Origin of the sequence: Agromyces sp. H17E-10, from assembly GCF_022919715.1 — a bacterium.
GTDB lineage: Bacteria > Actinomycetota > Actinomycetes > Actinomycetales > Microbacteriaceae > Agromyces.
Window position 1 is genome coordinate 3,255,242 of sequence record NZ_CP095042.1, and the last position, 24,039, is coordinate 3,279,280.

Here is a 24,039-nt window from a genome sequence, read left to right on the forward strand (position 1 = left end):
ACGCTCGTTGCGGGCCGGAGCGGCCCGGTTGACCCGAGCGGAGCACGAATGGCGTGGTTCAGGCGGGCACGCGCGCGGAAGGACGACGGCATGGCCGAGAACACCTGGCTCGTCGTCGGACTCGGCAACCCCGGCGCGCAGTACGCCGGCAACCGGCACAACGTCGGCCAGATGGTCGCCGACGAGCTCGCCTCGCGCCTCAGCGCGACCTTCAAGAGCCACAAGACGCCCTCGCGCGTCGCCGAGGGCTTCGTGCGCCCCGGCGGCCCGAAGCTCGTCGTCGCGAAGCCGAACTCGTACATGAACACGTCGGGCGGGCCCGTGTCGGCGCTCGTGAAGTTCTACGGCGTGCCGCCCGAGCGCATCATCGTCGTGCACGACGAGCTCGACCTGCCGTTCGACACCGTGAAGCTCAAGCAGGGCGGCGGCCACGGCGGGCACAACGGACTGCGCGACATCGCGAAGTCGCAGGGGCCCGACTTCATCCGCGTGCGGGTCGGCATCGGCCGCCCGCCCGGTCGGCAGGACCCGGCCGACTTCGTGCTCAAGGACTTCTCGGGCACCGAGCGCCAGTCGCTGCCGAACCTGATCTCGGATGCCGCGGACGCGGTCGAGGCGGTCGCCGACGACGGGCTGCTCGCCGCGCAGCAGCGGTTCCACTCGCCGAGCTGAGCGCGTCGGGCTAGATCAGGCCGCGCAGGAACTCCTCGGGGCTCTGGCCCGCCGCGCGCGCACGCTCGAGGAGACGCGTGTGCTCGTCGACCGTGAGATCGAGCGACATCGTGAGCCAGTCGGCCGTCGGGTCGTCGAAGTCGAAGAACGTCGCGTCGGCGGGGGAGCGGTCGTCGTGCGCGCTCGGCTCGGGTGCCGCTGCGGATGCCGCGGGTTCGGGCCCAGCGGTCGCGGGGGCCGCGGCATCCGGTTCGCCGATGCAGGCACCCGACCAGCCGGGGCCGCTCGGCACCGGAAGCCCGCTGCGGAAGGATTCGGCTGCGGCCCGGGCGCGCTCGTCGGCGGCCTCGTTCATGGGGTGCCCGACGTGGCCCTTGACCCACTCGAATCGGTAGCGGCGCCCGACGAGGGCGGCGTCGAGCTCCTGCAGGATCTCGAGGTTCATGACGGGCTTGCCGTCGGCCTTGCGCCAGCCCTTGCGCTTCCAGCCCGGCATCCACTTCGTCACCGAGTTGATGACGTACTGGCTGTCGCACTGCACGAGCAGCTCGTCGTCGAGGTGCGCCGTCGCGCGGAACAGCTCGAGCACCGCGGTCAGCTCGCCGACGTTGTTGGTGCTGTGCTTCCACCCGCCGGCCGCCCAGCAGTCGTCGGCGACGTACCAGGCCCAGCCCGCCGGGCCGGGGTTGCCGAGGGCCGAGCCGTCTGCGGCGGCGATGATCATGCGGTGGTCCTTCCGTCGAGCCGGGGCAATCGTATCGGCCCGCGCCGACGTGTCGGCGGCGCGGAATAGACTTCTCCGGTGAGCCTCAAGGGTCTGAACACGGCGCTTTCGCGCGCCTCCACGATCGATCGCGCCCTCGCCGAGGCACAGCGCAACGCCGACTTCTCGGCGCCCTCGGGTCTCGATGCGCCGCTGCTCGCGGCGCTCCTCGAACGCCGCGCCGCCGCCGGGCTCGCGCCCGCGATGCTCGTCGTCACGGCCACGAGCCGCGAGGGCGAGGCGCTGCGCGCCTCGCTCGCCCCGTACCTCCCCGACGCCGAACTCCTCGAGTTCCCCGCGTGGGAGACGCTGCCGCACGAGCGCCTGTCGCCGAGCGCCGAGACGGTCGGGCGACGCCTGCACGCCCTCCGTCGCCTGCACGAATGGGCCGAGCAGCCCGGGGCGCGGCATCCCCTCGTCGTCGTCGCCTCGGTGCGCGCGGCGCTGCAGCCGATCGCCGACAACCTCGCCGCGCTCGAGCCCATCGAGCTCGTCGAGGGCGGGCGCGGCCACGACCTCTCGCAGATCGCACTGCGCCTCGTCGACCTCGCGTACGCCCGCGTCGACATGGTGTCGCGTCGCGGCGAGTTCGCGGTGCGCGGCGGCATCCTCGACGTCTTCCCGCCGACGGCCGATCACCCCGTGCGGGTCGAGTTCTTCGGCGACGAGGTCGAGGAGCTCCGCGCGTTCTCGGTCGCCGACCAGCGGTCGCTGCCCGAGCCGGTCGAGCGCGTGCGCCTCGCGCCGAGCCGAGAGCTGCTGCTCACGCCGGCGGTGCGCCAGCGGGCCCGCGAGATGGTGCACGAGTTCCCGAGCCTGTCGGCGATGCTCGAGAAGATCGCCGAGGGCATCCCCGTCGAGGGCATGGAGTCGCTCGCCCCCGCGCTCACCGAACGACTCGTGCCGATCGCGCACTACCTGCCGCGCGAGGCGGCCGTCGCCGTCATCGCGCCCGAACGCGTCGCGGGGCGTGCCGTGAGCCTCGCCGAGACGAACCGCGAGTTCCTCGCCGCCGCGTGGAGCGCCGCGACCGTCGGCGCGGGCGCACCGATCGACCTCGACGCGGGCGACTTCCTGACCGTCGCGCAGCTGCGCGAGGCGACCCTGTTCAGCGCGCCCGGCGAGGCCGACCCGGGCCGGGTCTGGTGGACCCTCTCGCCGTTCGACGCGGGCGACGCGGCCGAAGACCTCGAACTGGACGCCTCGTACGTGCGGCTCGCCGCGAACGCGATGCCGAGCTTCCAGGGCAACGTCGCCGGCGCGGTCGACCACGTCGCCGAACGGCTGCGCGAGGGCTGGTCGCTCGTCGTCGCCTCCGCCGGCCAGGGGCTCGTCGAGCGCGCGCTCGACGTGCTCGCCGACGCGGGGCTCGCCGGGCGCATCGTCGACGAGGTGCCCGCCGCGCTCGACGCCGGCGTCGCGTACCTCGTGCAGGCCGAGGCATCCCGCGGCTTCGAGGTGCCCGAGGCGAAGCTGGGCCTCATCGCCGAAGCCGAGTTCTACGGCCGGTCGGCCGGCTACGACGCGCGCGCCGGCAAGAAGCTCGCGACCCGCCGCCGCAACGTCGTCGACCCGCTGCAGCTGAAGCCCGGCGACTACGTCGTGCACTCGACGCACGGCATCGGCAAATTCATCGAGCTCGTGCAGCGCGAGGTCGCGACGGGCACCCGGCCGAAGGGTCCGAGCCGTACCGCGGGCATCGCGGGGCAGCCGACGACCGTGCGCGAGTACCTCGTGCTCGAGTACGCGTCGTCGAAGCGCGGGCAGGCGGGCGACCGGCTGTTCGTGCCGATGGACCAGCTCGACCTGCTCTCGCGCTACGTCGGCGGCGAGGCGCCGTCGCTCTCGAAGATGGGCGGCAGCGACTGGTCGCAGGCCAAGTCGAAGGCGCGAAAGGCCGTGCGCGACATCGCCGTCGAGCTCGTGAAGCTCTACTCGGCGCGTATGGCGGCGAAGGGGCACGCGTTCGGCCCCGACACCCCGTGGCAGCACGAACTCGAGGAGGCGTTCCCGTTCGCCGAGACGCACGACCAGCTGCAGACGATCGACGAGGTGAAGGCCGACATGGAGCGGCCGATCCCCATGGACCGGCTGCTCGCGGGCGACGTCGGCTTCGGCAAGACCGAGGTCGCGGTGCGGGCCGCGTTCAAGGCGATCCAAGAGGGCAAGCAGGTCGCGATGCTCGTGCCGACGACCCTGCTCGTCAAGCAGCATCTCGAGACGTTCAACGAACGGTATGCGGGATTCCCCGTGCACGTGCGGGCGCTCAGCCGGTTCCAGACCGACAAGGAGGCGCGCGACACGATCGCGGGCCTCGCCGACGGCACGGTCGACATGGTCATCGGCACGCACCGCATCCTCACCGAGAAGGTGCGCTTCAAAGACCTCGGCCTCATGATCATCGACGAGGAGCAGCGGTTCGGCGTCGAGCACAAGGACGCGCTGAAGAAGCTCAAGACGAACGTCGACATCCTCGCGATGAGCGCGACGCCCATCCCGCGGTCGCTCGAGATGGCGGTCACGGGCATCCGCGAGATGTCGACGCTCGCGACCCCGCCCGAAGACCGGCACCCGATCCTCACGTTCGTGGGGCCGTACTCCGAGCAGCAGGTCGCCGCCGCGATCCGCCGCGAGATGCTGCGCGAGGGCCAGGTGTTCTTCGTGCACAACCGGGTCTCGTCGATCAACCGCGTCGCGGCACAGCTCGCCGAACTGGTGCCCGAGGCGCGCATCGCCGTCGCCCACGGCCAGCTCAACGAGCACTCGCTCGACCAGATCGTGAGCGACTTCTGGGAGCGCAAGTTCGACGTGCTCGTCTCGACGACGATCATCGAGACCGGCCTCGACATCTCGAACGCCAACACGATCATCATCGACCGCGCCGACAAGTACGGGCTGTCGCAGCTGCACCAGCTGCGCGGCCGCGTCGGCCGTGGCCGCGAGCGCGCGTACGCGTACTTCCTCTACGACCCGGCGAAGCCGCTCTCCGAGACGGCGCACGACCGGCTCTCGACGATCGCGGCCAACAACGAGCTCGGCAGCGGCATGCAGGTCGCCCTGAAAGACCTCGAGATCCGCGGCGCGGGCAACCTGCTCGGCGCCGAGCAGGCCGGGCACATCGCGGGCGTCGGATTCGACCTCTACCTGCGCATGATCGGCGAGGCGGTGTCGACGTTCCGCGGCGACGTCGCCGAGGGGCAGACCGAGCTCAGGCTCGAACTCCCGGTCGACGCGCACATCCCCGACGAGTACGTCGACAGCGAGCGGCTGCGCCTCGAGGCCTACCAGAAGCTCTCGGCCGCGAGCGGACCGGCTTCGAAGGACGGTCAGATCGACCAGGTGCTCGAGGAGCTCGTCGACCGCTACGGCGCCCCGCCCGAGTCGGTCGAACACCTCGTCGCCGTCTCGCGGTTGCGCCGCCAGGCGCAGCTCGCGGGACTCGGCGAGGTCATCGCGACGGGCTCGAAGCTGCGCATCGGGCCCGCGCAGATCCCCGACTCGCGCCGGGTGCGGCTCGAGCGCATGTATCCGGGCGCGAAGCACTTCGCGCAGAACGACGTGATCCTCGTGCCCTGGCCGACGCCCGGCGGCGAGCCGCCCGGCGACGCCGACCTCATCGAGTGGGTGTCGCGGCTCATCGCGAACATCTTCGAGCCCGCGCCCGCCGCGGCCTGAGCTCCGCGCGCCGGGCGCGCGCCACCACTTCGGCGATCGCCACTGTTTCGGTCGGCCTTTGGCCCATCCATCCGAACCGGTGGCGATCGCCGAGTTCGTGGCGGATCGCTCGCGGGCGAAGCCTGTCGCATCTGTACGGTATCATCTAGTACAGATGAGACAGAAGGAGGTCGGCATGCAACTCGAGATCGATCCCGAATCCGAGGTGCCGCTGTCGCAGCAGCTGCGCGACCGCGTGGTCGAGGGCATCGCCGCTGGCGACCTGCAACCGGGCGACCCGCTCGCGTCGGTGCGCCAGCTGGCCGTCGACTTCGGCATCAACGTCGCGACGGTGAGTCGCGGCTACGAGCTGCTGCGCGGCGAGGGCCTCGTGCGCACGAACCGGCGGTCCGGATCGGTCGTCGCGCGCGGACCCGAGACGGGCCCGCCGACCGAGGCCTTCCTGCCCGAGTGGCAGGGGCGGCTGCGCACCCTCCTCGCGGAGGCCGTCGCCCAGGGCGTGCCGGCCGACGCGATCGCGGCGACCGTCGACGTGCAGCTCGCGCGCTTCGCCGCAGCGCGGTCGACGAACGGGATGCCCCGGCCGGAGCATCCCGACCGAGAAGCCCACGACCCATCGGGCGGCCGTGCGCCGAACCGCGCGGCGAGTGATCGCGCACGCGGGCCCGTGCCCGAAACGACCGAATCGACGGAGGAAGACCGCACATGACCCTGTTCTCGATCCTGCTCGGGGCCGTCCTCGTCTCGCTCATCGCGGTGAGCATGCTCGTCATGCCCGCGCTCGTGCGGCCGACGCTGCCGCTCGGCGTGAGCGTGCCGCGCTCGCGCGTCGACGAACCGGTCGTGCGTGCCGCCGTGCGCCGCTACCGGGTGATCGTCGTCGTCGGTTGGGTCGCCGCGATCGTCGTGCTCGTGGCCGTCGCACCGGTGGAGCCGTCGATCGCGCTCCTCGCGTCGGTGCTGCTCTTCCTCGTCGTCTCGGTCGTCGCGTACCTCGTGCCGCGAACCGCGATCCAGCGCGCCAAGCGAGACCAGGGTTGGTACGACGACGTCGCGGTGCGCATCGTCGCCGACTCGGCGCCCGCCGAAGTCCCGCGCCCGCCGACGGGGTGGTTCGCCGTATCGCTCGCCCTGCTCGGCGTCGTGAGCGCGATCGGCATCGCGGGCTACGACCGGGTGCCCGATCCGCTGCCCGTGCACTGGAACGCCGCCGGCGTCGCCGACGCATATGCCGAGAAGAGCATCTGGTCGGTCTTCGGGCCCCTGCTCATCGGCGGCGCCACCGTCGTCGGGCTCTACGCACTCTCGTTCCTCGTGCGCATCTCGCCCGTGCGCGGGCTCGCCGCCGACGACCGGGCGACGAACGCCGCCCGCGCCTTCGCGGTGCGCAGCCTCACGTGCAGCATGCTCGGCCGGCTCATGCTCGGCATCACGGCGATCTTCGCGTGGACGTCACTGCTCTCGTGGAGCGACGACGTCTCGCCCGCCGTCGCCGCGGGCGGCACGATCGCGCTCGTCGTCGTGCTGCTGCTCGTCATCGTGATCTTCCTGTGGCGGTACGCACGCGCGGTCCGCGGTGCGGGCGCCGGCGGGTCGACGGGCGACGCGAATGCCGCAGCTGCGGACGCCCCCGACGACGACCGCCACTGGAAGGCCGGCATGGTCTACGTGAACGCCGACGACCCGTCGTTCATGGTGCAGAAGCGGTTCGGGGTCGGCTGGACGGTCAACCTCGGTCACCCGGCCGGCGTCATCGCCGTCGTCGTGCTGCTGGCGCTCGTCGTCGCGGCGCTCGTCGTGCCGCTCGCGCTCGCCTGATCGGTCGGCGCGGGGCGCGGCATCCCGCTCGATTCAGTGGGCGAAGGTGCCGCCACCACCGACGCCCGACCGCGCGCCCTGACGCCGGTACCTCGCCGACCGCAGCGAGACCGCGATCGCGGAGACGACGATCGCGATGCCCGACCCGAGCAGCACCGCGAGGGTGCCCTCGTCGGCGACCTCGGGCAGACCCTCGAACGCGAGTTCGTTCATGAGCAGCGACACCGTGAACCCGACGCCGCCGAGCGCGCCGACGACGAGCAGGTCGGCGAGCGTGAGCGGTGTGCCCGTGTCGCGTCGTCGCGCGACGAGTCCGCCGAGCCCGCCCGCGAGCGCGATGCCGACGAGCTTGCCGACGGGCAGGGCGACGAGGATGCCCCAGAACGCCGGGTCGAGCTGGCTCGGTTGCACCTGCGGCACCGGCACCATCGCCGCCGACAGCGCGAAGAGCGGCAGGACGATGCCGTTCGACCACGGCTCGAGCGCGTGCGCGGCACGGCCGCCTGGACGCCGGCTCATCACGAGGCCGAGCGCGACGCCCGCGATCGTGGCATGCACGCCCGACCGGTAGACGAAGTACCAGGCCACGACGCCGAGCACCGTGAGCAGGAGCATGATCGGCCACTGCGGCCGACGCGCGAGGATGTACGGCGAACGTGGCTTCATGAGCCGGCTGACCGCCCCGAACAGGGCGATCGCGATGCCCGCGAACCCGAGCGCGGCGAGGTCGGCGTCGCTCGTGAAGAAGAACGCGATGATGAGGATCGCGATGAGGTCGTCGAGCACCGCGAGCGCGAGCAGGAACACCCGCACGCGCGTCGGGATCCACCGGCCGAAGACCGCGAGCACGCCGAGCGCGAACGCGATGTCGGTCGCGGTCGGGATCGGCCAGCCGTCCACCGTCGCCGTGCCGGCGGTGAACGCGACGTAGACGAGCGCCGGCACGATGACGCCGCCGACCGCGGCGATCGCGGGCAGCAGGGCCTTCGACAGCGAGTTGAGCTCGCCGATCACGAGTTCGCGCTTGAGCTCGACGGCGACGATGAAGAAGAAGATCGCGAGCAGGCCGTCGCTGATCCAGTGGCCGACCGACAGGTCGAGGCCGAGCCACGGCAGCTCGAGGTGCGCCGACTGCGCCGCGAGCAGCGACGGGCCGATGGCCGTGTTCGCGATGACGAGGCCGAGTGCGGCGGCGGCGAGCAGCAGGCCGGCGGCCCAGCGTTCGGAGCGGAGGAGGTTCATGCGGATCCTTCGGGGTACGACGTACGTGTGCTGCCGACCAGACTTCCCGGCTCTCCGCGTCGATCCTATCGAGGCGCTGCCCGGGCCGGACGGTCGCCGCACCGGCGTCACGCCGCGCGCCCGCCGCTTAGGCTGGTGCGATGTCCGTCTCGCTCTGGGCGACCCTCCTCGCCGCCTGTTTCGTGATCAGTTTCACGCCGGGCGCCGGAGCGATCAACACGATGGGCAACTCCCTCAACGTCGGCTTCCGTCGGTCGATCTGGGGCATCCTCGGCCAGCAGGCCGCGCTCGTCGTGCACATCGTGATCGTCGCGCTCGGGGTGGGGGTGCTCGTCGCAAGCTCGCCCGTGCTGTTCGAGGTGATCCGCTACGCGGGCGCGGCCTACCTCGTCTACCTCGGCATCCGTCAGCTGATCGCGAAGCCCACGCCGCCGCCGGTGCCGGCAGGCAGCGACGACGACGGCGGCGACGAGCCCGATGCGACGGATGCTGCGGGCGAGGCCTCCGCCGCGGCCTCCGAGTCGCGGTGGTCGATGTTCCGGAGGGGGCTCTGGGTGAACCTGCTGAACCCCAAGGCGATCGTGTTCTTCCTCGCGTTCCTGCCGCAGTTCATCCGCCCGAACGAGCCGCTGCTGCCGCAGTACCTGATCGTCGGGGCGACCGTCGTCGTGGTCGACGTGATCGTCATGTGGGGGTTCTTCGCCGTCGCCGCGCACGGCATGCGGCGGTTCACCCGCTCGGTGCGCGGGCAGCGCATCGTGAACAGCGTGTTCGGCGTGCTCTTCATCGGCGTGGGCCTGCTGCTCGCGCTCGTGCACTGACGCGGGCGACGCCCACGAGCGCCGAGGCGCCGCCTAGGCTGCCGGTATGAGCCAAGCGCACCCCGGTCTCGACGAACTCATCGCCACCGTCGCCCTGCTGCGCGCGCCCGGCGGCTGCCCGTGGGACGCCGACCAGACGCACGAGTCGCTCGTGCAGTACCTCGTCGAGGAGAGCTGGGAGCTCATCGACGCGATCGAGGCGGGCGACCGCGCCGAGATGATCGAGGAGCTCGGCGACGTGCTCTACCAGGTGCTCTTCCACGCCGACATCGCCGCGCACACCGAGGGCGAGCGGTTCGACATCGACGACGTCGCACGTCACATGACGGCGAAGATGGTGTCGCGGCATCCCCACGTCTTCGGCGACCGCGAGGCCGAGACGGCCGACGACGTCGTCGCCTTCTGGGAGGACCTGAAGGCCGATGAGAAGCCGCATCGCACGAGCGTGCTCGACGGGGTGCCGCGCGGCATGCCGGCGCTCGCCCTCGCGCGCAAGGTGCTCGGCAAGGCCGAGAAGGCGGGCGTCACCGCCGCCGTGATCGCGGATGCCCCGGGGCCGGCGCCCGTCGCGCCCGCGACGGAGGACGAACTGGGGCGCCTGCTGTTCGGGCTCGCCGCCTCGGCGCGCGAGCAGGGGCTCGACGCGGAGCGCGCCCTGCGCGGTGCCGTGCGCGACTTCGAGGCCGAGGTCCGGCGCGCCGAGGCGGCCGCGGCCTCCTGAGTCCTTCGGCGTGAGCGGTCCTCAGCCCAGCCCGAGCCCGTCGCGCCACGACGAGTGCGACGGCCGCCAGCCGAGCGACTTCGCGGTCGCCGCATCCGCCACCCGGCCGGGGCCGCGAGCGCTCACCGCGGGACGGTCGTCGAACCCCGCGCGCCGGGCGAGCACCCCGGCCCAGTCGTCGAGTTCGGCCGGTTCGTCGTCGACGACGTCGACGATGCCGGCCGGCCAGTCGAGCGCGGCGACCGTCGCCGAGACCGCGTCCTCGACGTGCAGCCAGTTCGTCGTCTCGGCGATCGCGTCGACGCGCCCCTCGCCCGCGAGGGCCGTGAAGGCGCCGTCGGCCGCGTACCAGGTGCCGGGCCCGTAGAGCAGGCCGAATCGCAGCACGACGCCGTGCGGGTGCGCGGTGACGGCGCGCTCGAGTGCGGCGACCGGCTCGTCGTCGGGCGCCCACGCGATGCTCTCGGCGACGAACCGCTCGACGCCCGCCGCGCGGGCGGCCGCGACGAGCGCCGGTGCCCCCTCGAGCCGGAGCCGCGCGTTCGCGGCGTAGTCGAGGCCGGCGAGGTCGGTCGCGACGAAGACGATCGCGTCGGGTCGTGCCACGGCGAGTGCCCGCTCGATCGACGCGGGGTCGAGCACGTCGAGCCGGACCCCGGTCGCGCCCGCACGTTCGATGTCGTCGAATCGCTCGACCCGACGGCTCGTGCCGAAGACGGTGCGGCCGGCGGCGACGAGCGCGCGCACCACGGGGGCGCCGAGCACGCCCGTGGCGCCGACGACGAGGATGCGTCGGCCGGCGAACGGCGCGGGCGGCCGCTGGGCGGCGTCGGGCGTCAGGTCTGGCATCGCGTCTCCCGTCGAACGAGTCCGGCACGGAGGCGGCCCGCGCAACTGGAAGAATGGCACGCATGGCCCAGAACGTCACGCCCCCGCGCGGCATGCGCGACTTCCTCCCCGCCGAGAAGGCCCGACGCGAGCACGCCCTCGGCGTGATCCGCGGCGTCTATGCGGCGCACGGTTTCGACGAGATCGAGACCCCGGTCATGGAGGACTCGTCGCGACTGCACGCCGGCCTCGGCGGCGACAACGAGAAGCTCGCGTTCGCCGTCATGAAGCGCGGACTCACGGGCGACGACCTGGCCGCGGCCGCGGCATCCGGCGACGCCCTGGCCCTGGCCGACCTCGGCCTGCGCTACGACCTGACGGTGCCGCTCGCCCGGTTCTACGCGACGAACCGTGCGGCGCTGCCGCCCGTGTTCCGCTCGATCCAGATCGCGCCGGTCTGGCGTGCCGAGCGCCCGCAGAAGGGTCGCTACCGCCAGTTCGTGCAGTGCGACATCGACGTCATCGGCGACGCGACCCCGCTCGCGGAGCTCGAGCTGCTGACCGCGACCGTCGCGACGCTCGACGCGCTCGGGCTCGCGGGCTGCACGATCCGCATCAACGACCGGCGCATCCTGGCGGGCATCCTCGCTTCGTGGGGCGTGCCCGACGACCTGCGCGAGCGCGCGCTCATCACGATCGACAAGCTCGACAAGATCGGCACCGGGGGAGTGGCGGCCGAGCTCGTCGAGACCGGCGCCGTCGCGGCCGACGTCGACGTCGCGACCGCGCTCGAGGGGCTCGCGACCGCCGACTGGCACCTCGCCGACGGCGTCGTACCGCCGCCCGCGTGGCTCGACGGGGCGGCCTACGCCGAGCTGCTCGCGCTGCGCGACGCGATGCCCGACGCGGCGATCGAGTTCGACCCGACGCTCGTGCGCGGCATGGGCTACTACACGGGCACGATCTTCGAGATCGCGCACCCCGAGTTCGGCTACTCGCTCGGCGGCGGCGGGCGGTACGACCACATGATCGGGCGCTTCCTCGGGCAGGAGGTGCCGGCCTGCGGATTCTCGATCGGCTTCGAGCGCATCGTCGACCTGCTCGAGATCCGCCGCGACGACCGGCCGCGTGCGGTCGTGCTCGTCCACGACGCGGATGTCCCGGCCGACCGCCTCCTCGCCGTCAAGGGTGAGCTCGTCGCGTCGGGGGCACGCGTGCGGCTCGAGCGTCGCGTGAAGAACCTGCGCGCCCTGCTCGACCGCGTGACCGCCGACGGCTTCGAGGAGTTCGCGACGGTCACGGCCGCGACCACCGACGCCGCCTCGCTCGAGTTCCGCACGCTCGGCGCATAGCAGCGCCGCCCGGCGCCAAGCTGCGCATGGATCGCGCCAACATCGCCGGGCACCGGGCGCCCGGCGTCACAGGGCGAGCGCGAGAGATCCTCGGCCTCTAGACTCGGGAGCGGATCACGACGGCGTCGTCCACCAGTCACACCCCCATCACAGAGGAGCCAACTGTGGCATTCATCGAAGCTGTAGGTGCGCGCGAGATTCTCGATTCGCGCGGCAACCCGACCGTCGAGGTCGAGGTGCTGCTCGACGACGGCACGCTCGCCCGTGCGGCGGTGCCTTCGGGTGCGTCGACCGGTGCGTTCGAGGCGTACGAGCTGCGCGACGGCGACAACGACCGCTACCTCGGCAAGGGCGTGCAGAAGGCCGTCGACGCCGTGCTCGACGAGCTCGGCCCGGCCATCGAAGACCTCGACGCGAGCGACCAGCGCCTCGTCGACGCCGCCCTCATCGAGGCCGACGGCACCGACAACAAGAGCCGCCTCGGCGCGAACGCCATCCTCGGCGTGAGCCTCGCGGTCGCGAAGGCGGCCGCCGACTCGGCCGACCTGCCGCTCTTCCGCTACCTCGGCGGCCCGAACGCGCACGTGCTGCCCGTGCCGATGATGAACATCATCAACGGCGGTGCGCACGCCGACACCGGCGTCGACATCCAGGAGTTCATGATCCTCCCGGTCGGCGCGCCGACCTTCTCCGAGGGCCTCCGCTGGGGCGTCGAGACCTACCACGCGCTCAAGGGCCTGCTGAAGGCGAAGGGCCTCTCGACCGGCCTCGGCGACGAGGGCGGTTTCGCCCCCGACTTCGCGTCGAACCGCGACGCGCTCGACTTCATCTCGGAGGCGATCGGCAAGGCGGGCTTCACGCTCGGCACCGACATCGCGCTCGGCCTCGACGTCGCGTCGACCGAGTTCTTCGAGAACGGCGCCTACCGTTTCGAGGGCAAGGACCGCACGTCGGCCGAGATGAGCGCGTACTACGCCGAGCTCGCCGCCGCCTACCCCCTCGTATCGATCGAGGACCCGCTGGCCGAGGACGACTGGGAGGGCTGGACCGCCCTCACGGCCGAGCTCGGCGGCAAGCTGCAGCTCGTCGGCGACGACCTGTTCGTCACCAACCCGAAGCGCCTCGCCGACGGCATCGGCAAGCACGCGGGCAACTCGATCCTCGTGAAGGTCAACCAGATCGGCACGCTGACCGAGACCCTCGACGCCGTGTCGCTCGCGCAGCGCTCGGGCTACACCGCCGTGCTCTCGCACCGCTCCGGCGAGACCGAGGACACGACGATCGCCGACCTCGCCGTCGCGACGAACGCGGGTCAGATCAAGACGGGCGCGCCCGCGAGGAGCGAGCGCGTCGCGAAGTACAATCAGCTTCTGAGGATCGAAGAAGAGCTCGGTGAGGCCGCGGTGTACGCCGGCCGCACGGCGTTCCCGCGCTTCACGGCGTGATCGCGTAGCGACATCGCGACGGGGGCGGCCGGGTGGCCGCCCCGTCGCCGTCTTCCGGGCCGTCATGAGGAGGACGATGAACGGCGAGTCCTCCCGCACCCCGCGCAGGCCGGCGAATCCGGCCGGCTCCCGCGTGCCGCGGTCGAGTGCGAAGCGGGATGCCACGGGGCCGGCGTCGCCGGCGAAGCCCGCGAAGTCCTCCGGCTCGACGTCGGCTGCGCCGGAGGCCTCCGGAGCGAAGGCCTCCGGAGCGAAGGCCTCCGGCGCGAAGGCCTCGAAGGCCAAGTCGACCGACACGGCGTCGACGGCCAAGCCGACCGGCCGGGCTGCCGCCTCCCAGCGGCCGGCAACCTCGTCGCGCCCGAAGCGCACCCGAGCCTCGCAATCGGCGTCCCGCACGGGCACGACGCCCGCCACCCGTGCGGGCTGGCTCAGCGGCATCCGATTCTCAGGATTCTCGCTGATCATGTTGGGCATACTCGTGCTGGCGGTCGTGGTGCTCGCACCGACGATCGCCGCGTTCGCCCAGCAGCGAGCGCAGCTCGCAGAGCTCAAGGCCGCCGTCTCCGCGCAGGAGGAGGAGGTGCAGCGGCTCCGCGATGAGCGCGAGCGCTGGAACGACGAGACGTTCATCGTGACCCAAGCACGGGAGCGGCTCTACTACGTGATGCCGGGCGAGGTGAGCTACCTCGTCATCGACGACCGCGACGCGGCCGCGAAGACCGACGAGACGACGGCCGTCTCGGCCGAAGTGACCGAATCGAAGGGCGACTGGATGCGCACGCTGCTCGACTCCGTGATGACCGCGGGGCTCGCGCCCGAGGCCGGAGCCGCCGACGCGCCGGCGACCGATGCACCCACGACGCCCGCACCCACCGAAACCCCTGCGACGGGAGCCGCACAGTGACCCGCCCGCCATTCGAACCCGTCACCGAACGCGACCTCCGCGTCGTCTCCGCGCAGCTCGGCCGCCCCGCACGCAACGTCGTCGGCATCGCCGCGCGCTGCATCTGCGGCAACCCCACGGTCGTCGCGACCGCCCCGCGCCTCGCCGACGGCACGCCGTTCCCGACCTTCTACTACCTCTCGCACCCGGCCGCGACGGCTGCGATGTCGTTCCTCGAGGCGGGTCAGCTCATGGTCGAGTTCAGCGAACTGCTCGCGAGCGACGCCGAGATCCGCGCCGGTTACGAGCAGGCGCACCGCGACTACCTCGCCGACCGCGAGCAGTTCGGCGAGGTCGCCGAGATCGCCGGCATCTCCGCGGGCGGCATGCCCACTCGCGTGAAGTGCCTGCACGCGCTCTCGGCCCACGCGCTCGCCGCCGGGCCCGGGGCCAACCCGATCGGCGACCTCGCGCTCGCCCGTTCGAGCTGGTCACCCGACGTCTGCAAGTGCCCCGACTACGGAGTCGACGAGGAATGACCCGTCGGAGCCGAGCCGCGCGTGCGGCCGCCGTGAAGACGGCGGTCGCCGTCGTCGCGGCCGCCGTCGTGGTGCTCGGCGGTGCGGCGCCCGCCCGCGCCGACACGGTGCGCGACTACGAGTACTGGCTCGGCGACTACGGGTTCACGACCGCCTGGTCGACGACGCAGGGCAAGGGCGTCACCGTCGCGATCATCGACACCGGCGTGAACGGCAACGTCACCGAGCTCCGCGGCGTCGTCAAGGGCGGCACGGATGTCTCGGGGCTGGGCAGCCCCGACGGGCAGACCCCCGTCGGCGACCCCGACGAGAGCGCGCACGGCACGATGGTCGCCTCGCTCCTGGCCGGGCGCGGCACCGGCGAGGGCAACGGCGTGATCGGCGTCGCGCCCGAGGCCGACCTGCTCACGGTGTCGGTGGCGTTCGGCCAGGACACGGGCGCCGCGAAGTCGAACGACGAGCAGATCGCCGAGGGCGTCAAGTGGGCGGTCGACAACGGCGCCGACGTCATCAACATGTCGCTCACCCGCAACACCCGCGACTGGCCCGAGAGCTGGGACGACGCGTTCACCTACGCGTTCGACCACGACGTCGTGGTCGTCGCGGCAGCCGGCAACCGCGGGAGCGGCACGACCGAGGTCGGCGCCCCGGCGACGATCCCCGGCGTGCTCGCGGTCGCGGGCGTCGACAAGGAGAAGAACGCGAGCCTCGACGCGAGCTCGCAGGGCATCACGCTCGGGGTCGCGGCCCCGAGCGAGGACCTCGTCGGCGTGCGCCCCGACGGCCGCGTCGCGATCTGGAGCGGTACGAGCGGCGCAGCGCCCCTCGTCTCCGGACTCGTCGCCCTCGTGCGGGCCGAATACCCCGATCTCGACGCGGCGAACGTCATCAACCGCGTCATCCAGACCGCCGACCCGAACGGTCACGAGGTGCCGAGCCCGCTCTACGGCTACGGGCTCATCGACCCGGTCACGGCGCTCGAGGCCGACGTCGAGGCGGTCGACGCGAATCCGCTCGGCAGCCTCGGTGAGTGGATCACGATCCACCGCCGCGCGACGTCGTCGACGCCGACGCCCGAGGCGACCGAGCAGGAGATCGTGCCGATCGCCGACCCGCCGCCGCCGGCCGACGAGGGCACCGCGACGATGCTGCCGACCCCGTGGACGATGGCCTACATCACCGTGCCGCTCTCGCTGGTCGCAGGATTTGGTACGCTAGCAGCGCTGTTGGGCATCGGCGCCATTCGGCATACCAGGCGAACGGTTCGCACGCGCGACCACTGATCGCGCGCACCGCATCGCATCTACCAGATACTGAGGAGTCCATTCACCGTGCCCAAGATTCTCATCGTCGGCGGTGGCTATGCGGGGTTCTACACGGCGTGGAAGCTCGAGAAGTGGCTTCGCGCCGGCGAGGCCGAGGTGACGGTCGTCGACCCGCTGCCCTACATGACGTATCAGCCCTTCCTGCCCGAGGTCGCCGCGGGCTCGATCGAGCCGCGCCACTCGGTCACCTCGCACCGTCGTCACCTCAAGAAGACGAACGTCGTCACCGCGAAGGTCACGAAGATCGACCACGCGTCGAAGACCGCGACCATCACCCCCGAGCTCGGTGAGCCGTGGGAGTTCGAGTACGACGTCGTCGTGGTCACGGGCGGCGCCGTCTCGCGCACCTTCCCGATCCCCGGCATCGCCGACAACGCGATCGGCCTGAAGACCGTCGAAGAGGCCGTCGCGATCCGCGACCGCGTGCTCACGAACTTCGACAAGGCCTCGAACCTGCCTCCCGGCCCCGAGCGCGAGCGCCTGCTCACCTTCGTGGTCGTCGGCGGCGGCTTCGCCGGCATCGAGGTGTTCGCCGAGCTCCGCTCGTTCGCGAGCGCGCTGCTCGAGTACTACCCGCAGCTCACGTTCGACGAGACCCACTTCCACCTCATCGAGGCGATGGGCCGCATCATGCCCGAGGTCTCGCTGCCCACGAGCCACTGGGTCATCAAGCACCTCGCCCAGCGCGGCGCCGAGATCCACCTCGACACCCAGCTCACGAGCGCCGTCGACGGCCGGATCGAGCTGTCGACCGGTGAGAGCTTCGAGTCCGACCTCATCGTGTGGACGGCCGGCGTCATGGCGAACCCCGCCATCGTGCGCTCGAGCGACCTGCCCGTCGAGGAGCGCGGCCGCATCAAGACCCGCGCCGACCTCCGCGTCGGCGGCGAGGACGACGACGAGATCGTGGCCGACGCCTGGGCGGCCGGCGACATCTCGGCCGTGCCCGACCTCACGGGCGGCGGCGTCGGCGGCTACTGCGTGCCGAACGCGCAGCACGCCGTGCGCCAGGGCAAGCTGCTGGCGAAGAACATCGTCGCAGTCCTCCGCGGCGAGGAGCCCAAGAACTACGTGCACAAGAACCTCGGTGCGGTTGCCGGTCTCGGCATCGGCTCGGGTGTGTTCCAGTCGGGCAAGCTCGCCATCAAGGGCCTGCTCGCCTGGTTCGCCCACCGTGGCTACCACGGTCTGGCCATGCCCAGCTGGGAGCGCAAGTTCCGCGTGTTCTGGGGCTGGTGGAACAACTTCTGGCTCGGCCGCGACATCGTGTCGCTCTCGGCCCTGCAGCAGCCGCGCGCCCAGTTCGAGCTCTTCGCCGCTCGGCCGAAGCCGCCGGCCGCCGAAGCGCCGGCTCCCGCTGCCGAGTCGAAGCCGAAGGCCGCGAAGTCGACCAAGGAGCCCGTCGCCGCCAAGTAGCCGGCCGGTCTGACTATGCTGTGACGCGGCGTCGCCCCTCGTGGGCGGCGCCGCGTCGGCGTATCCGCGCAGGCCCCCATAGCCCAACCGGCAGAGGCAGGCGGCTTAAACCCGCTCAAGTCTGGGTTCGAATCCCAGTGGGGGCACCGGGGCGGGCAGGCGGCGCTGTGTCTCAGGCCCAAGCGCAAGTCTGGGTTCGAATCCCAGTGGGGGCACCGGGGCGGGCAGGCGGCGCTGTGTCTCAGGCCCAAGCGCAAGTCTGGGTTCGAATCCCAGTGGGGGCACCGGGCGGGCAGGCGGTGTCTCACGGCCGCGCAGCGTCACGCGAATTGAATGATGCGCGACCATCCGGCGCGGCAGTACCGTCGAGGCATCCTCGTGCGCGAAGGTCACGCCGAGTGACGAAAGGGACACGCCTGTGGACAACATCTGGGAATTCTTCGTCTGGCTCTTCTGGATCTACGTCATGTTCGCGTGCATCTGGATCTTCATCACGGTCATCATCGACATCTTCCGTGACCGCACCCTCAACGGGTGGGCGAAGGCGCTGTGGCTGATCTTCCTGGTGTTCCTGCCATTCCTGGCGGCGTTCATCTACCTGATCGCCCGCGGCAAGTCGATGGCCGAGCGCCGTATGCAGGACCAGGTCGACGCGCAGGCGCAGGCCAACGCCTACATCAAGAGCGTCGCCGGCACCGGTGGCAGCTCGGCGGCTGCCGACATCGAGAAGGCCAAGGGCCTGCTCGACTCGGGTGCGATCTCGCAGGCCGAGTACGACCAGCTGAAGGCGAAGGCGCTCGCGAGCTAGAACCGAGCAGGACGATCGGACCGGCGGCGGTCGCGCATGGGGGTGCGCGACCGCCGCCGTTCCGCGTGTCGGGCGTCGGCGTGCCCGTGGTGACGGGCTGCCGGCGTCACTCCATGAGGTCGAGGCGGCGCAGGATCAGTCCCTCACGGAGCGCCCACGGCGAGACATCCAGCTCGGAGACGTCGAAGGCGCGCATCGCCTCCGAGAGCACGACCGCGCCCGCCACGATCTGGAAGGTGCGATCGGCCGTGATGCCCGGCAGCGCCGGGCGGGCGTCGGCGGGGATGCGCGCGAGCCGGGGTATCCAGTCGTCGAGGCCCTTGCGGCGCAGGATGCTGCGTTCGTCGGAGCCGACGCCGTCCTCGGTCCAGCCGGCGAGACGCGCGAGCGACCGGATCGTCTTCGACGAACCGACGACGTGGTCGGGGGAGTCGAGGCCCCCGAAGTCGGCCACGGCCGTGGCGAGCACGGCGCGCGCGTGCTCGCGCAACCGGTCGACCTGCTCGCTCGAGGGCGGGTCGTCGGGCAGGAAGGCGATCGTCGAGCGGCCCGCCCCGAGCGGCAGCGAGCGGGCGACCTCGGGAACCTCATCGCCGCCCTGGGCGATCTCCAGCGATCCGCCGCCGATGTCGAAGAGCAGGATGCGCCCCGCTGACCAACCGAACCACCGGCGCACGGCCAGGAAGGTCAGGCGCGCCTCGTCGTCGCCGCTCAGCACCGACAGGCGCACGCCCGTCTCGCGCTCGACGAGGTCGAGCACGTGCTCGCCGTTCGCCGCCTCCCGGATGGCGGAGGTCGCGAACGCGAGCAGCTCGTCGATACCGGCTTCGCGTGCGACCTTCGCGGCCTCGCCGACCGACGAGAGGATCGCGGCGACGCCCTCTCGACTGATCGCCCCGTCGGGCTCGAGGTAGCGCATGAGGCGCAGCACCGACTTGTGCGAGGCTGTCGGTATCGGGCGCGCACCGGGGTGCGCGTCGACCACGAGCAGGTGCACGGTGTTGGAACCGACGTCGAGAACCCCGAGGCGCATGTTGCGAGCGTAGCGCCCCCACGTGGCGATCACCGCCGTGATGCTGCATACTTATGCAACTGGGTCAAATGTCCCAGTCATGGTCTCCGCATCGCTGCGAGGCCATGAACCCGCGAAGGAGCAGGAGGCCGCGATGACGCGGATGTCGGCGACCGAACGTCGGGCGGCCCTCACCGAGGCGGCCCTGCGCGTCGTCTCCCGCGAGGGGCTCGCGCAGGCCACAACGCGGGCCATCGTCGCCGAGGCAGGCATGAGCCTCGCGAGCTTCCACTACGCGTTCGAGTCGCGCGACGAGCTCATCGACGAGCTGATCGGCGTCGTCGTCGCGCGTGAGCGCAAGGCGATCGCGGTCGACGAGCTCGCGGCCGCGGCCGAGCAGGGCGCGAGCCTCGGCGAACTGCTCGAAGCGGGCATGGTGCGCTACTTCGAGCACCTGCGCGCCGACCCCGAGCACGAGCAGGCGATGCTCGAACTCACCCAGTACGCGCTGCGCTCGCCCGAGCGGCATCCGCTCGCCGTCGCGCAGTACGCGCGCTACGTCGAGCTCCTCGTCGAGGCGCTCGATGCGGCCGCCGAGCTCACTGACACGACCTGGCGGCTCCCGGTCGCCGAGGTCGCCCGCGTGCTCGTCGCATTCAGCGACGGGCTCACCATCACCTGGCTCGTCGACCGCGATGATGCGGCCGCAGCCCGCGTCGCGGCTGCCGCCGCCGACGCCGTCTCGAGAATGGCAGACCCCCGATGACCCGCATCGACCCGGCCCTCCCGTCCAACGGCGAGCCCGTGACGGCTCCCGCCGTCTTCGCCGAACCCACCCGCCGCATCGGCGCCGGATGGATCGCGTCGTTCGCGACGGTCTGGCTCGGCATCTGGATGGCGCAGCTCACGCCCGTGCAGCTGCTGCTGCCCGCGCAGATCGACCGCGAGCTGCAGCCCGAGCACTGGGTCGACTCGGTCGTCGCGTTCGGCACCATCTCGGGCATCGCCGCGATCGCGACGATCATCGCCTACCCGCTCACGGGAGCGATCTCCGACCGCACGACGAGTCGGTTCGGCCGCCGCCGCCCGTGGATCCTCATCGGCGCGCTCGTGTTCGCGGTCTCGCTCGTCCTCCTCGGCGTGCAGACCGAGATGTGGGCCATCGGCACGGCGTGGGTCGCGGCATCCGTCGGCTTCTGCATCATGACCGCGGCGCTCACCGCGACGATCTCCGACCAGGTGCCCGTGAACCAGCGCGGGTTCGTCTCGGGCTGGATGTCGGCGCCGCAGGCGGTCGGCATCATCGTCGGCCTCATCCTCGTCACCGAACTCGTGACCGACGCCGCACTCGGTTACGTGCTGCTCGCGGTGCTGCTCGTCGTGCTCGCGGTGCCGTTCCTCACCCGCCACGACGAACCGCTCGCGACCGAGCTGCGCACCCCCATGACCCTGCGCATGATCATCTCGGGCTTCTGGATCAGCCCGCGCAGGTATCCCGACTTCGGCTGGACGCTGCTCAGCCGCGTGCTCGTCTCGACCGGCAACGCGCTCGGCACGAGCCTCTTGCTCTACTTCCTCATGTTCCAGCTGAAGGACGAGCACGCCGAGGACGACCTCATCGTGCTGACGCTCGTCTACATGGTCTTCGTGATCCTCGCCTCGCTCGTGGGCGGCAAGCTCTCCGACAAGCTCGGCCGCCGCAAGCAGTTCGTCTTCGTCGCCTCGGCGCTGCAGGGCGCTGCGGCCCTCCTGCTCGCGCTCTTCCCCGACCTCACGGTCGCGATGATCGCCGCGGGCATGCTCGGCCTCGGCTACGGCTGCTTCCTCTCGGTCGACCAGGCGCTCGCGACGCAGGTGCTGCCGGACGCGGCGAGCCGAGGCAAGGACCTCGGCATCATGAACATCGCGTCAGCCGTGCCGCAGGCCGTCGCGCCGATGATCGGCGCTGCCGCGGTGGTCGTGTCGGGCTCGTTCATGCTCGTCTTCCTGCTCGGGGCGGCGCTGTCGACCGCGGGGGCGTTCGCCGTCGCACGGGTGAGGAGCGTGCGCTGATGACGACGCTCGACCTGCGCAAGGCCGGTTCGGCGGTCGCGGATGCCGCGAACTGGCGCGACCCCGCCGGCTACTGGCCGCGACTCACGGAGGCGACGGCCCACCTCGACGCGCCGATCGGTGCGCTGCACCTCGGCGCCCTGCGCCACAACGCCCTCGACATGCTGCGCCGTGCGAACGGCACCCCGATCCGGGTCGCGTCGAAGTCCATCCGCGTGCGCGGCGTCATCGAGGCGCTGCTCGAGCTGCCCGGCTACCGCGGTGTGCTCGCCTACACGCTCGCCGAGGCGCTCTGGTTGGCCGACACCGTCGACGACGTCGTCGTCGGCTATCCGACGGCCGAGCGCGGCAGCATCCGGCGCCTCGCGACCGACCCCGACTTCGCGGCACGGGTGACGCTCATGGTCGACTCGCCCGCGCAGCTCGACCTCGTCGACGCGGTGCTGCCGCCCGGCAAGCGCGAGACGATCCGAGTCTGCCTCGAGCTCGACGCCTCCTGGGACGCCCCCGTGCTGGGCCACCTCGGCGTCCGACGCTCGCCCGTGCACGAGCCCGCCGACGCGCGGGCGCTCGCCGCATACATCGCGAAGCGCCCGGGCTTCGAGCTCGTCGGCATGATGTCGTACGAGGCGCAGATCGCGGGCGTCGTGAACCGGCCGGAGGGCCGGCCCGTCGACGGTGCCGTGAACCGGTGGATGCAGTCGCGCTCGATGCCCGAGCTCCTCGAGCGCCGGTCGCGTGCCGTCGCGGCGGTGCGCGAGATCGCCGACCTCGAGTTCGTCAACGGCGGCGGCACGGGCTCGCTCGAGCGCACCTCGGCCGATCCGTCGGTGACCGAGATCGCCGCGGGGTCGGGCCTCTTCGGCGGGCACCTCTTCGACGGCTACGAGCACTTCACGCCGGCGCCGGCGGCCGCCTTCGCGCTCGACGTCGTGCGCCGCCCGAGCCCGAAGCACGCGACGATCCTCGGCGGCGGCTGGGTCGCGTCCGGTCCGCCGGCACCCGACCGGCTGCCGCGCATCGTGTGGCCCGAGGGACTCGTGATGGAGCCCCGGGAGATGGCCGGCGAGGTGCAGACCCCGGTCTCCGGTCGTGCGGCGCGACGGCTCGCGGTGGGCGACCGCGTGTGGTTCCGGCACACCAAGTCGGGCGAGCTCGCCGAGCACCTGAACGAGTTCGCCGTCGTCGACGGCGACGAGACCGTGGCGAGGATCCCGACTTATCGGGGAGAAGGGATGGCGTTCCTGTGACCGCGACCGGAGCAACATGGCGCAACTGGGGCAGGACCGAGGCGGTGCGGCCGCTGCGCGTCGAGCGCCCCGACACGGCCGAGGCCGTGCAGCGGGCGGTGCAGTCGGCCACCGCGTCGGGGCTGCGCATCAAGCCCGTCGGTTCGGGCCACAGCTTCACGGGCATCGCCGTCGCGCCGGGCGTGCAGCTCGACCTCGCCGACCTGTCGGGCGTCGTCGACGCCGACGTGGCCACCGGACGGGTCACGCTGCGGGCGGGCACCAAGCTGCACCACCTGCCGGCGCTCCTCACCCCGTACGGCCTCGCCCTCGCGAACATGGGCGACATCGACCGGCAGTCGATCTCGGGCGCGACCTCGACGGGTACGCACGGCACCGGCCTCGGCTTCGGCGGGCTCGCGACGCAGATCGTCGCGGCGAAGCTCGTCACCGGCACGGGAGAGCTCATCACGGTGAGCGAGACCGAGCGCCCCGAACTGCTGCCGGCCGTGAGGCTCGGCCTCGGCGCCCTCGGGGTGCTCGTCGAACTCACCCTGCAGCTCGTGCCACGGTACGTGCTGCACGCCGTCGAGCGGCCCGAACCGCTGGCCGAGGTGCTCGACGCCTGGGAGGAGCGGGTGCGCGGCGCCGACCACTTCGAGTTCTACTGGCATCCGCACACCGAGCTCGCGATGACCAAGACCAACACGCGACTGCCCGGCGACGCACCGCGCAAGCCCCTCGGCCGAGTCTCGCGGTGGCTCGACGACGAACTGCTCGCGAACGGCGTGTTCCGCGGGGTGTGCGCCCTCGGCACCGTCGCGCCCGGGGTCATCCCGCCGTTCGCCCGCCTCGTCGACAAGGTGCAGAGCGGGCGGGACTTCGCCGACTTCTCGCCCAAGGTGTTCGTCACCAACCGCACCGTGCGGTTCCGCGAGATGGAGTACGCGATCCCGCTTGCCGAGGTGCCGGAGGCACTGCGCGAGGTGCGGGCGCTCATCGAACGCAAGGGCTGGCGCATCAGCTTCCCGGTCGAGGTGCGCGCCGCAGCGGCCGACGAGAACTGGCTCTCGACGGCGCACGGTCGAGAGTCGGGCTACATCGCCGTGCACCGGTACTTCCGCGAGGACCAGCGTGAGTATTTCGCCGCGGTCGAGGACATCATGCGCGGCCACGGCGGGCGCCCGCACTGGGGCAAGATGCACACGCAGACCGCCGACACCCTCCGCGAGGTGTACCCGCGATTCGGCGACTTCCTCGCGGTGCGAGACGAGCTCGACCCCGAGCGCCGGTTCGCCAACCCGTACCTCGACCGCGTGCTCGGCGCCGACGTCGCGGTGCGCGGCGTCGCCGACGCGCGCTGAACACGACGGAGGGCGGATGCCTCGACCGGCGCCACGGCGCACGGACGAGGCATCCGCCCTCGTCGGTTCAG

21 protein-coding genes and 1 tRNA gene are annotated in these 24,039 nt (G+C 71.9%); 18 read left to right on the forward strand and 4 right to left on the reverse strand.

Features of this window, described 5'->3' with window-relative positions; genetic code table 11:
- Positions 1-90 precede the first annotated feature (90 nt).
- Positions 91-672, forward strand: coding sequence for an aminoacyl-tRNA hydrolase (gene pth, locus MUN74_RS14780; RefSeq protein WP_244853195.1), 582 nt, complete (start codon positions 91-93; stop codon positions 670-672).
- 10 nt (positions 673-682) lie between these two features.
- Here pth and MUN74_RS14785 read toward each other — a convergent pair whose 3' ends face one another.
- Positions 683-1,396 (reverse strand): RNase H family protein, encoded by a 714-nt coding sequence (locus MUN74_RS14785; protein ID WP_244853196.1) that lies wholly within the window; start codon positions 1,394-1,396, stop codon positions 683-685.
- Positions 1,397-1,474: 78 nt separating this feature from the next.
- On the opposite strand from MUN74_RS14785, the gene mfd reads away from it, so the two are divergent.
- The 3 genes from mfd (at position 1,475) to MUN74_RS14800 (ending at position 6,928) form a co-directional block, all read left to right on the forward strand.
- The gene (gene mfd / locus MUN74_RS14790; protein WP_244853197.1) at positions 1,475-5,110 is read left to right on the forward strand and encodes a transcription-repair coupling factor; all 3,636 of its coding nucleotides are present in this window, start codon (positions 1,475-1,477) and stop codon (positions 5,108-5,110) included.
- Between the two features lie 175 nt (positions 5,111-5,285).
- Positions 5,286-5,819 carry a GntR family transcriptional regulator gene (locus MUN74_RS14795; protein ID WP_244853198.1) on the forward strand — a complete coding sequence of 178 codons (534 nt, stop codon included), beginning with the start codon at positions 5,286-5,288 and terminating at the stop codon, positions 5,817-5,819.
- Positions 5,816-6,928 (forward strand): DUF5808 domain-containing protein, encoded by a 1,113-nt coding sequence (locus MUN74_RS14800; RefSeq protein ID WP_244853199.1) that lies wholly within the window; start codon positions 5,816-5,818, stop codon positions 6,926-6,928. The genes MUN74_RS14795 and MUN74_RS14800 overlap by 4 nt, the downstream gene beginning before the upstream one ends.
- A gap of 33 nt (positions 6,929-6,961) precedes the next feature.
- Here MUN74_RS14800 and MUN74_RS14805 read toward each other — a convergent pair whose 3' ends face one another.
- Positions 6,962-8,170 (reverse strand): Na+/H+ antiporter NhaA, encoded by a 1,209-nt coding sequence (locus MUN74_RS14805; protein WP_244853200.1) that lies wholly within the window; start codon positions 8,168-8,170, stop codon positions 6,962-6,964.
- Between the two features lie 140 nt (positions 8,171-8,310).
- Between MUN74_RS14805 and MUN74_RS14810 the strand changes: the two genes are divergently transcribed.
- A complete protein-coding gene (locus MUN74_RS14810; RefSeq protein ID WP_244853201.1) occupies positions 8,311-8,991 on the forward strand; it encodes a LysE family translocator in 681 nt (226 codons plus the stop codon).
- Positions 8,992-9,037: 46 nt separating this feature from the next.
- Positions 9,038-9,712, forward strand: coding sequence for a nucleoside triphosphate pyrophosphohydrolase (locus MUN74_RS14815; protein ID WP_244853202.1), 675 nt, complete (start codon positions 9,038-9,040; stop codon positions 9,710-9,712).
- A 21-nt stretch (positions 9,713-9,733) separates the two neighbouring features.
- Here the strand turns inward: MUN74_RS14815 and MUN74_RS14820 are convergent, their stop codons facing one another.
- Complete coding sequence (locus MUN74_RS14820) at positions 9,734-10,561, reverse strand: NAD-dependent epimerase/dehydratase family protein (protein ID WP_244853203.1); 828 nt, start codon at positions 10,559-10,561, stop codon at positions 9,734-9,736.
- A gap of 62 nt (positions 10,562-10,623) precedes the next feature.
- Between MUN74_RS14820 and hisS the strand changes: the two genes are divergently transcribed.
- The 8 genes from hisS (at position 10,624) to MUN74_RS14860 (ending at position 18,311) form a co-directional block, all read left to right on the forward strand.
- A complete protein-coding gene (hisS, locus tag MUN74_RS14825; RefSeq protein WP_244853204.1) occupies positions 10,624-11,892 on the forward strand; it encodes a histidine--tRNA ligase in 1,269 nt (422 codons plus the stop codon).
- A gap of 164 nt (positions 11,893-12,056) precedes the next feature.
- On the forward strand, positions 12,057-13,337 hold the full coding sequence (gene eno, locus MUN74_RS14830) for a phosphopyruvate hydratase (protein WP_244853205.1): 1,281 nt from the start codon (positions 12,057-12,059) through the stop codon (positions 13,335-13,337).
- Between the two features lie 76 nt (positions 13,338-13,413).
- Positions 13,414-14,244, forward strand: coding sequence for a septum formation initiator family protein (locus MUN74_RS14835; RefSeq protein ID WP_244853206.1), 831 nt, complete (start codon positions 13,414-13,416; stop codon positions 14,242-14,244).
- The gene (locus MUN74_RS14840) at positions 14,241-14,762 is read left to right on the forward strand and encodes a DUF501 domain-containing protein (protein ID WP_244853207.1); all 522 of its coding nucleotides are present in this window, start codon (positions 14,241-14,243) and stop codon (positions 14,760-14,762) included. The genes MUN74_RS14835 and MUN74_RS14840 overlap by 4 nt, the downstream gene beginning before the upstream one ends.
- Complete coding sequence (locus MUN74_RS14845) at positions 14,759-16,045, forward strand: S8 family serine peptidase (RefSeq protein WP_244853208.1); 1,287 nt, start codon at positions 14,759-14,761, stop codon at positions 16,043-16,045. The genes MUN74_RS14840 and MUN74_RS14845 overlap by 4 nt, the downstream gene beginning before the upstream one ends.
- Before the next feature lie 48 nt (positions 16,046-16,093).
- The gene (locus MUN74_RS14850; RefSeq protein ID WP_244853209.1) at positions 16,094-17,503 is read left to right on the forward strand and encodes an NAD(P)/FAD-dependent oxidoreductase; all 1,410 of its coding nucleotides are present in this window, start codon (positions 16,094-16,096) and stop codon (positions 17,501-17,503) included.
- 72 nt (positions 17,504-17,575) lie between these two features.
- A tRNA-Leu gene (locus MUN74_RS14855) sits at positions 17,576-17,649 on the forward strand.
- Positions 17,650-17,921: 272 nt separating this feature from the next.
- On the forward strand, positions 17,922-18,311 hold the full coding sequence (locus MUN74_RS14860; RefSeq protein WP_244853210.1) for an SHOCT domain-containing protein: 390 nt from the start codon (positions 17,922-17,924) through the stop codon (positions 18,309-18,311).
- A 106-nt stretch (positions 18,312-18,417) separates the two neighbouring features.
- Here the strand turns inward: MUN74_RS14860 and MUN74_RS14865 are convergent, their stop codons facing one another.
- On the reverse strand, positions 18,418-19,344 hold the full coding sequence (locus MUN74_RS14865) for a Ppx/GppA phosphatase family protein (protein ID WP_244853211.1): 927 nt from the start codon (positions 19,342-19,344) through the stop codon (positions 18,418-18,420).
- A gap of 79 nt (positions 19,345-19,423) precedes the next feature.
- On the opposite strand from MUN74_RS14865, the gene MUN74_RS14870 reads away from it, so the two are divergent.
- From MUN74_RS14870 to MUN74_RS14885, 4 genes are read left to right on the forward strand one after another with little or no spacing between them, the layout of a single operon-like run.
- Positions 19,424-20,089 (forward strand): TetR/AcrR family transcriptional regulator, encoded by a 666-nt coding sequence (locus tag MUN74_RS14870; RefSeq protein WP_244853212.1) that lies wholly within the window; start codon positions 19,424-19,426, stop codon positions 20,087-20,089.
- Positions 20,086-21,375 carry an MFS transporter gene (locus MUN74_RS14875; RefSeq protein ID WP_244853213.1) on the forward strand — a complete coding sequence of 430 codons (1,290 nt, stop codon included), beginning with the start codon at positions 20,086-20,088 and terminating at the stop codon, positions 21,373-21,375. The genes MUN74_RS14870 and MUN74_RS14875 overlap by 4 nt, the downstream gene beginning before the upstream one ends.
- On the forward strand, positions 21,375-22,625 hold the full coding sequence (locus tag MUN74_RS14880; protein ID WP_244853214.1) for an amino acid deaminase/aldolase: 1,251 nt from the start codon (positions 21,375-21,377) through the stop codon (positions 22,623-22,625). The genes MUN74_RS14875 and MUN74_RS14880 overlap by 1 nt, the downstream gene beginning before the upstream one ends.
- Positions 22,622-23,968: a D-arabinono-1,4-lactone oxidase gene (locus MUN74_RS14885; protein WP_244853215.1), complete on the forward strand. Its 1,347-nt coding sequence runs from the start codon at positions 22,622-22,624 to the stop codon at positions 23,966-23,968. Before MUN74_RS14880 ends, MUN74_RS14885 begins: the two co-directional genes overlap by 4 nt.
- The last annotated feature ends 71 nt before the right edge of the window (positions 23,969-24,039 follow it).

Excerpts from the sequence above, each read along its gene's own strand:
- pth (WP_244853195.1), top strand. The coding sequence starts at position 91 with ATGGCCGAGAACACCTGGCTCGTCGTCGGACTCGGCAACCCCGGCGCG.
- MUN74_RS14785 (WP_244853196.1), bottom strand. The coding sequence starts at position 1,396 with ATGATCATCGCCGCCGCAGACGGCTCGGCCCTCGGCAACCCCGGCCCG.
- MUN74_RS14795 (WP_244853198.1), top strand. The coding sequence starts at position 5,286 with ATGCAACTCGAGATCGATCCCGAATCCGAGGTGCCGCTGTCGCAGCAG.
- MUN74_RS14800 (WP_244853199.1), top strand. The coding sequence starts at position 5,816 with ATGACCCTGTTCTCGATCCTGCTCGGGGCCGTCCTCGTCTCGCTCATC.
- MUN74_RS14805 (WP_244853200.1), bottom strand. The coding sequence starts at position 8,170 with ATGAACCTCCTCCGCTCCGAACGCTGGGCCGCCGGCCTGCTGCTCGCC.
- MUN74_RS14810 (WP_244853201.1), top strand. The coding sequence starts at position 8,311 with ATGTCCGTCTCGCTCTGGGCGACCCTCCTCGCCGCCTGTTTCGTGATC.
- MUN74_RS14815 (WP_244853202.1), top strand. The coding sequence starts at position 9,038 with ATGAGCCAAGCGCACCCCGGTCTCGACGAACTCATCGCCACCGTCGCC.
- MUN74_RS14820 (WP_244853203.1), bottom strand. The coding sequence starts at position 10,561 with ATGCCAGACCTGACGCCCGACGCCGCCCAGCGGCCGCCCGCGCCGTTC.
- hisS (WP_244853204.1), top strand. The coding sequence starts at position 10,624 with ATGGCCCAGAACGTCACGCCCCCGCGCGGCATGCGCGACTTCCTCCCC.
- MUN74_RS14835 (WP_244853206.1), top strand. The coding sequence starts at position 13,414 with ATGAACGGCGAGTCCTCCCGCACCCCGCGCAGGCCGGCGAATCCGGCC.
- MUN74_RS14845 (WP_244853208.1), top strand. The coding sequence starts at position 14,759 with ATGACCCGTCGGAGCCGAGCCGCGCGTGCGGCCGCCGTGAAGACGGCG.
- MUN74_RS14865 (WP_244853211.1), bottom strand. The coding sequence starts at position 19,344 with ATGCGCCTCGGGGTTCTCGACGTCGGTTCCAACACCGTGCACCTGCTC.
- MUN74_RS14870 (WP_244853212.1), top strand. The coding sequence starts at position 19,424 with ATGGTCTCCGCATCGCTGCGAGGCCATGAACCCGCGAAGGAGCAGGAG.
- MUN74_RS14875 (WP_244853213.1), top strand. The coding sequence starts at position 20,086 with ATGACCCGCATCGACCCGGCCCTCCCGTCCAACGGCGAGCCCGTGACG.
- MUN74_RS14880 (WP_244853214.1), top strand. The coding sequence starts at position 21,375 with ATGACGACGCTCGACCTGCGCAAGGCCGGTTCGGCGGTCGCGGATGCC.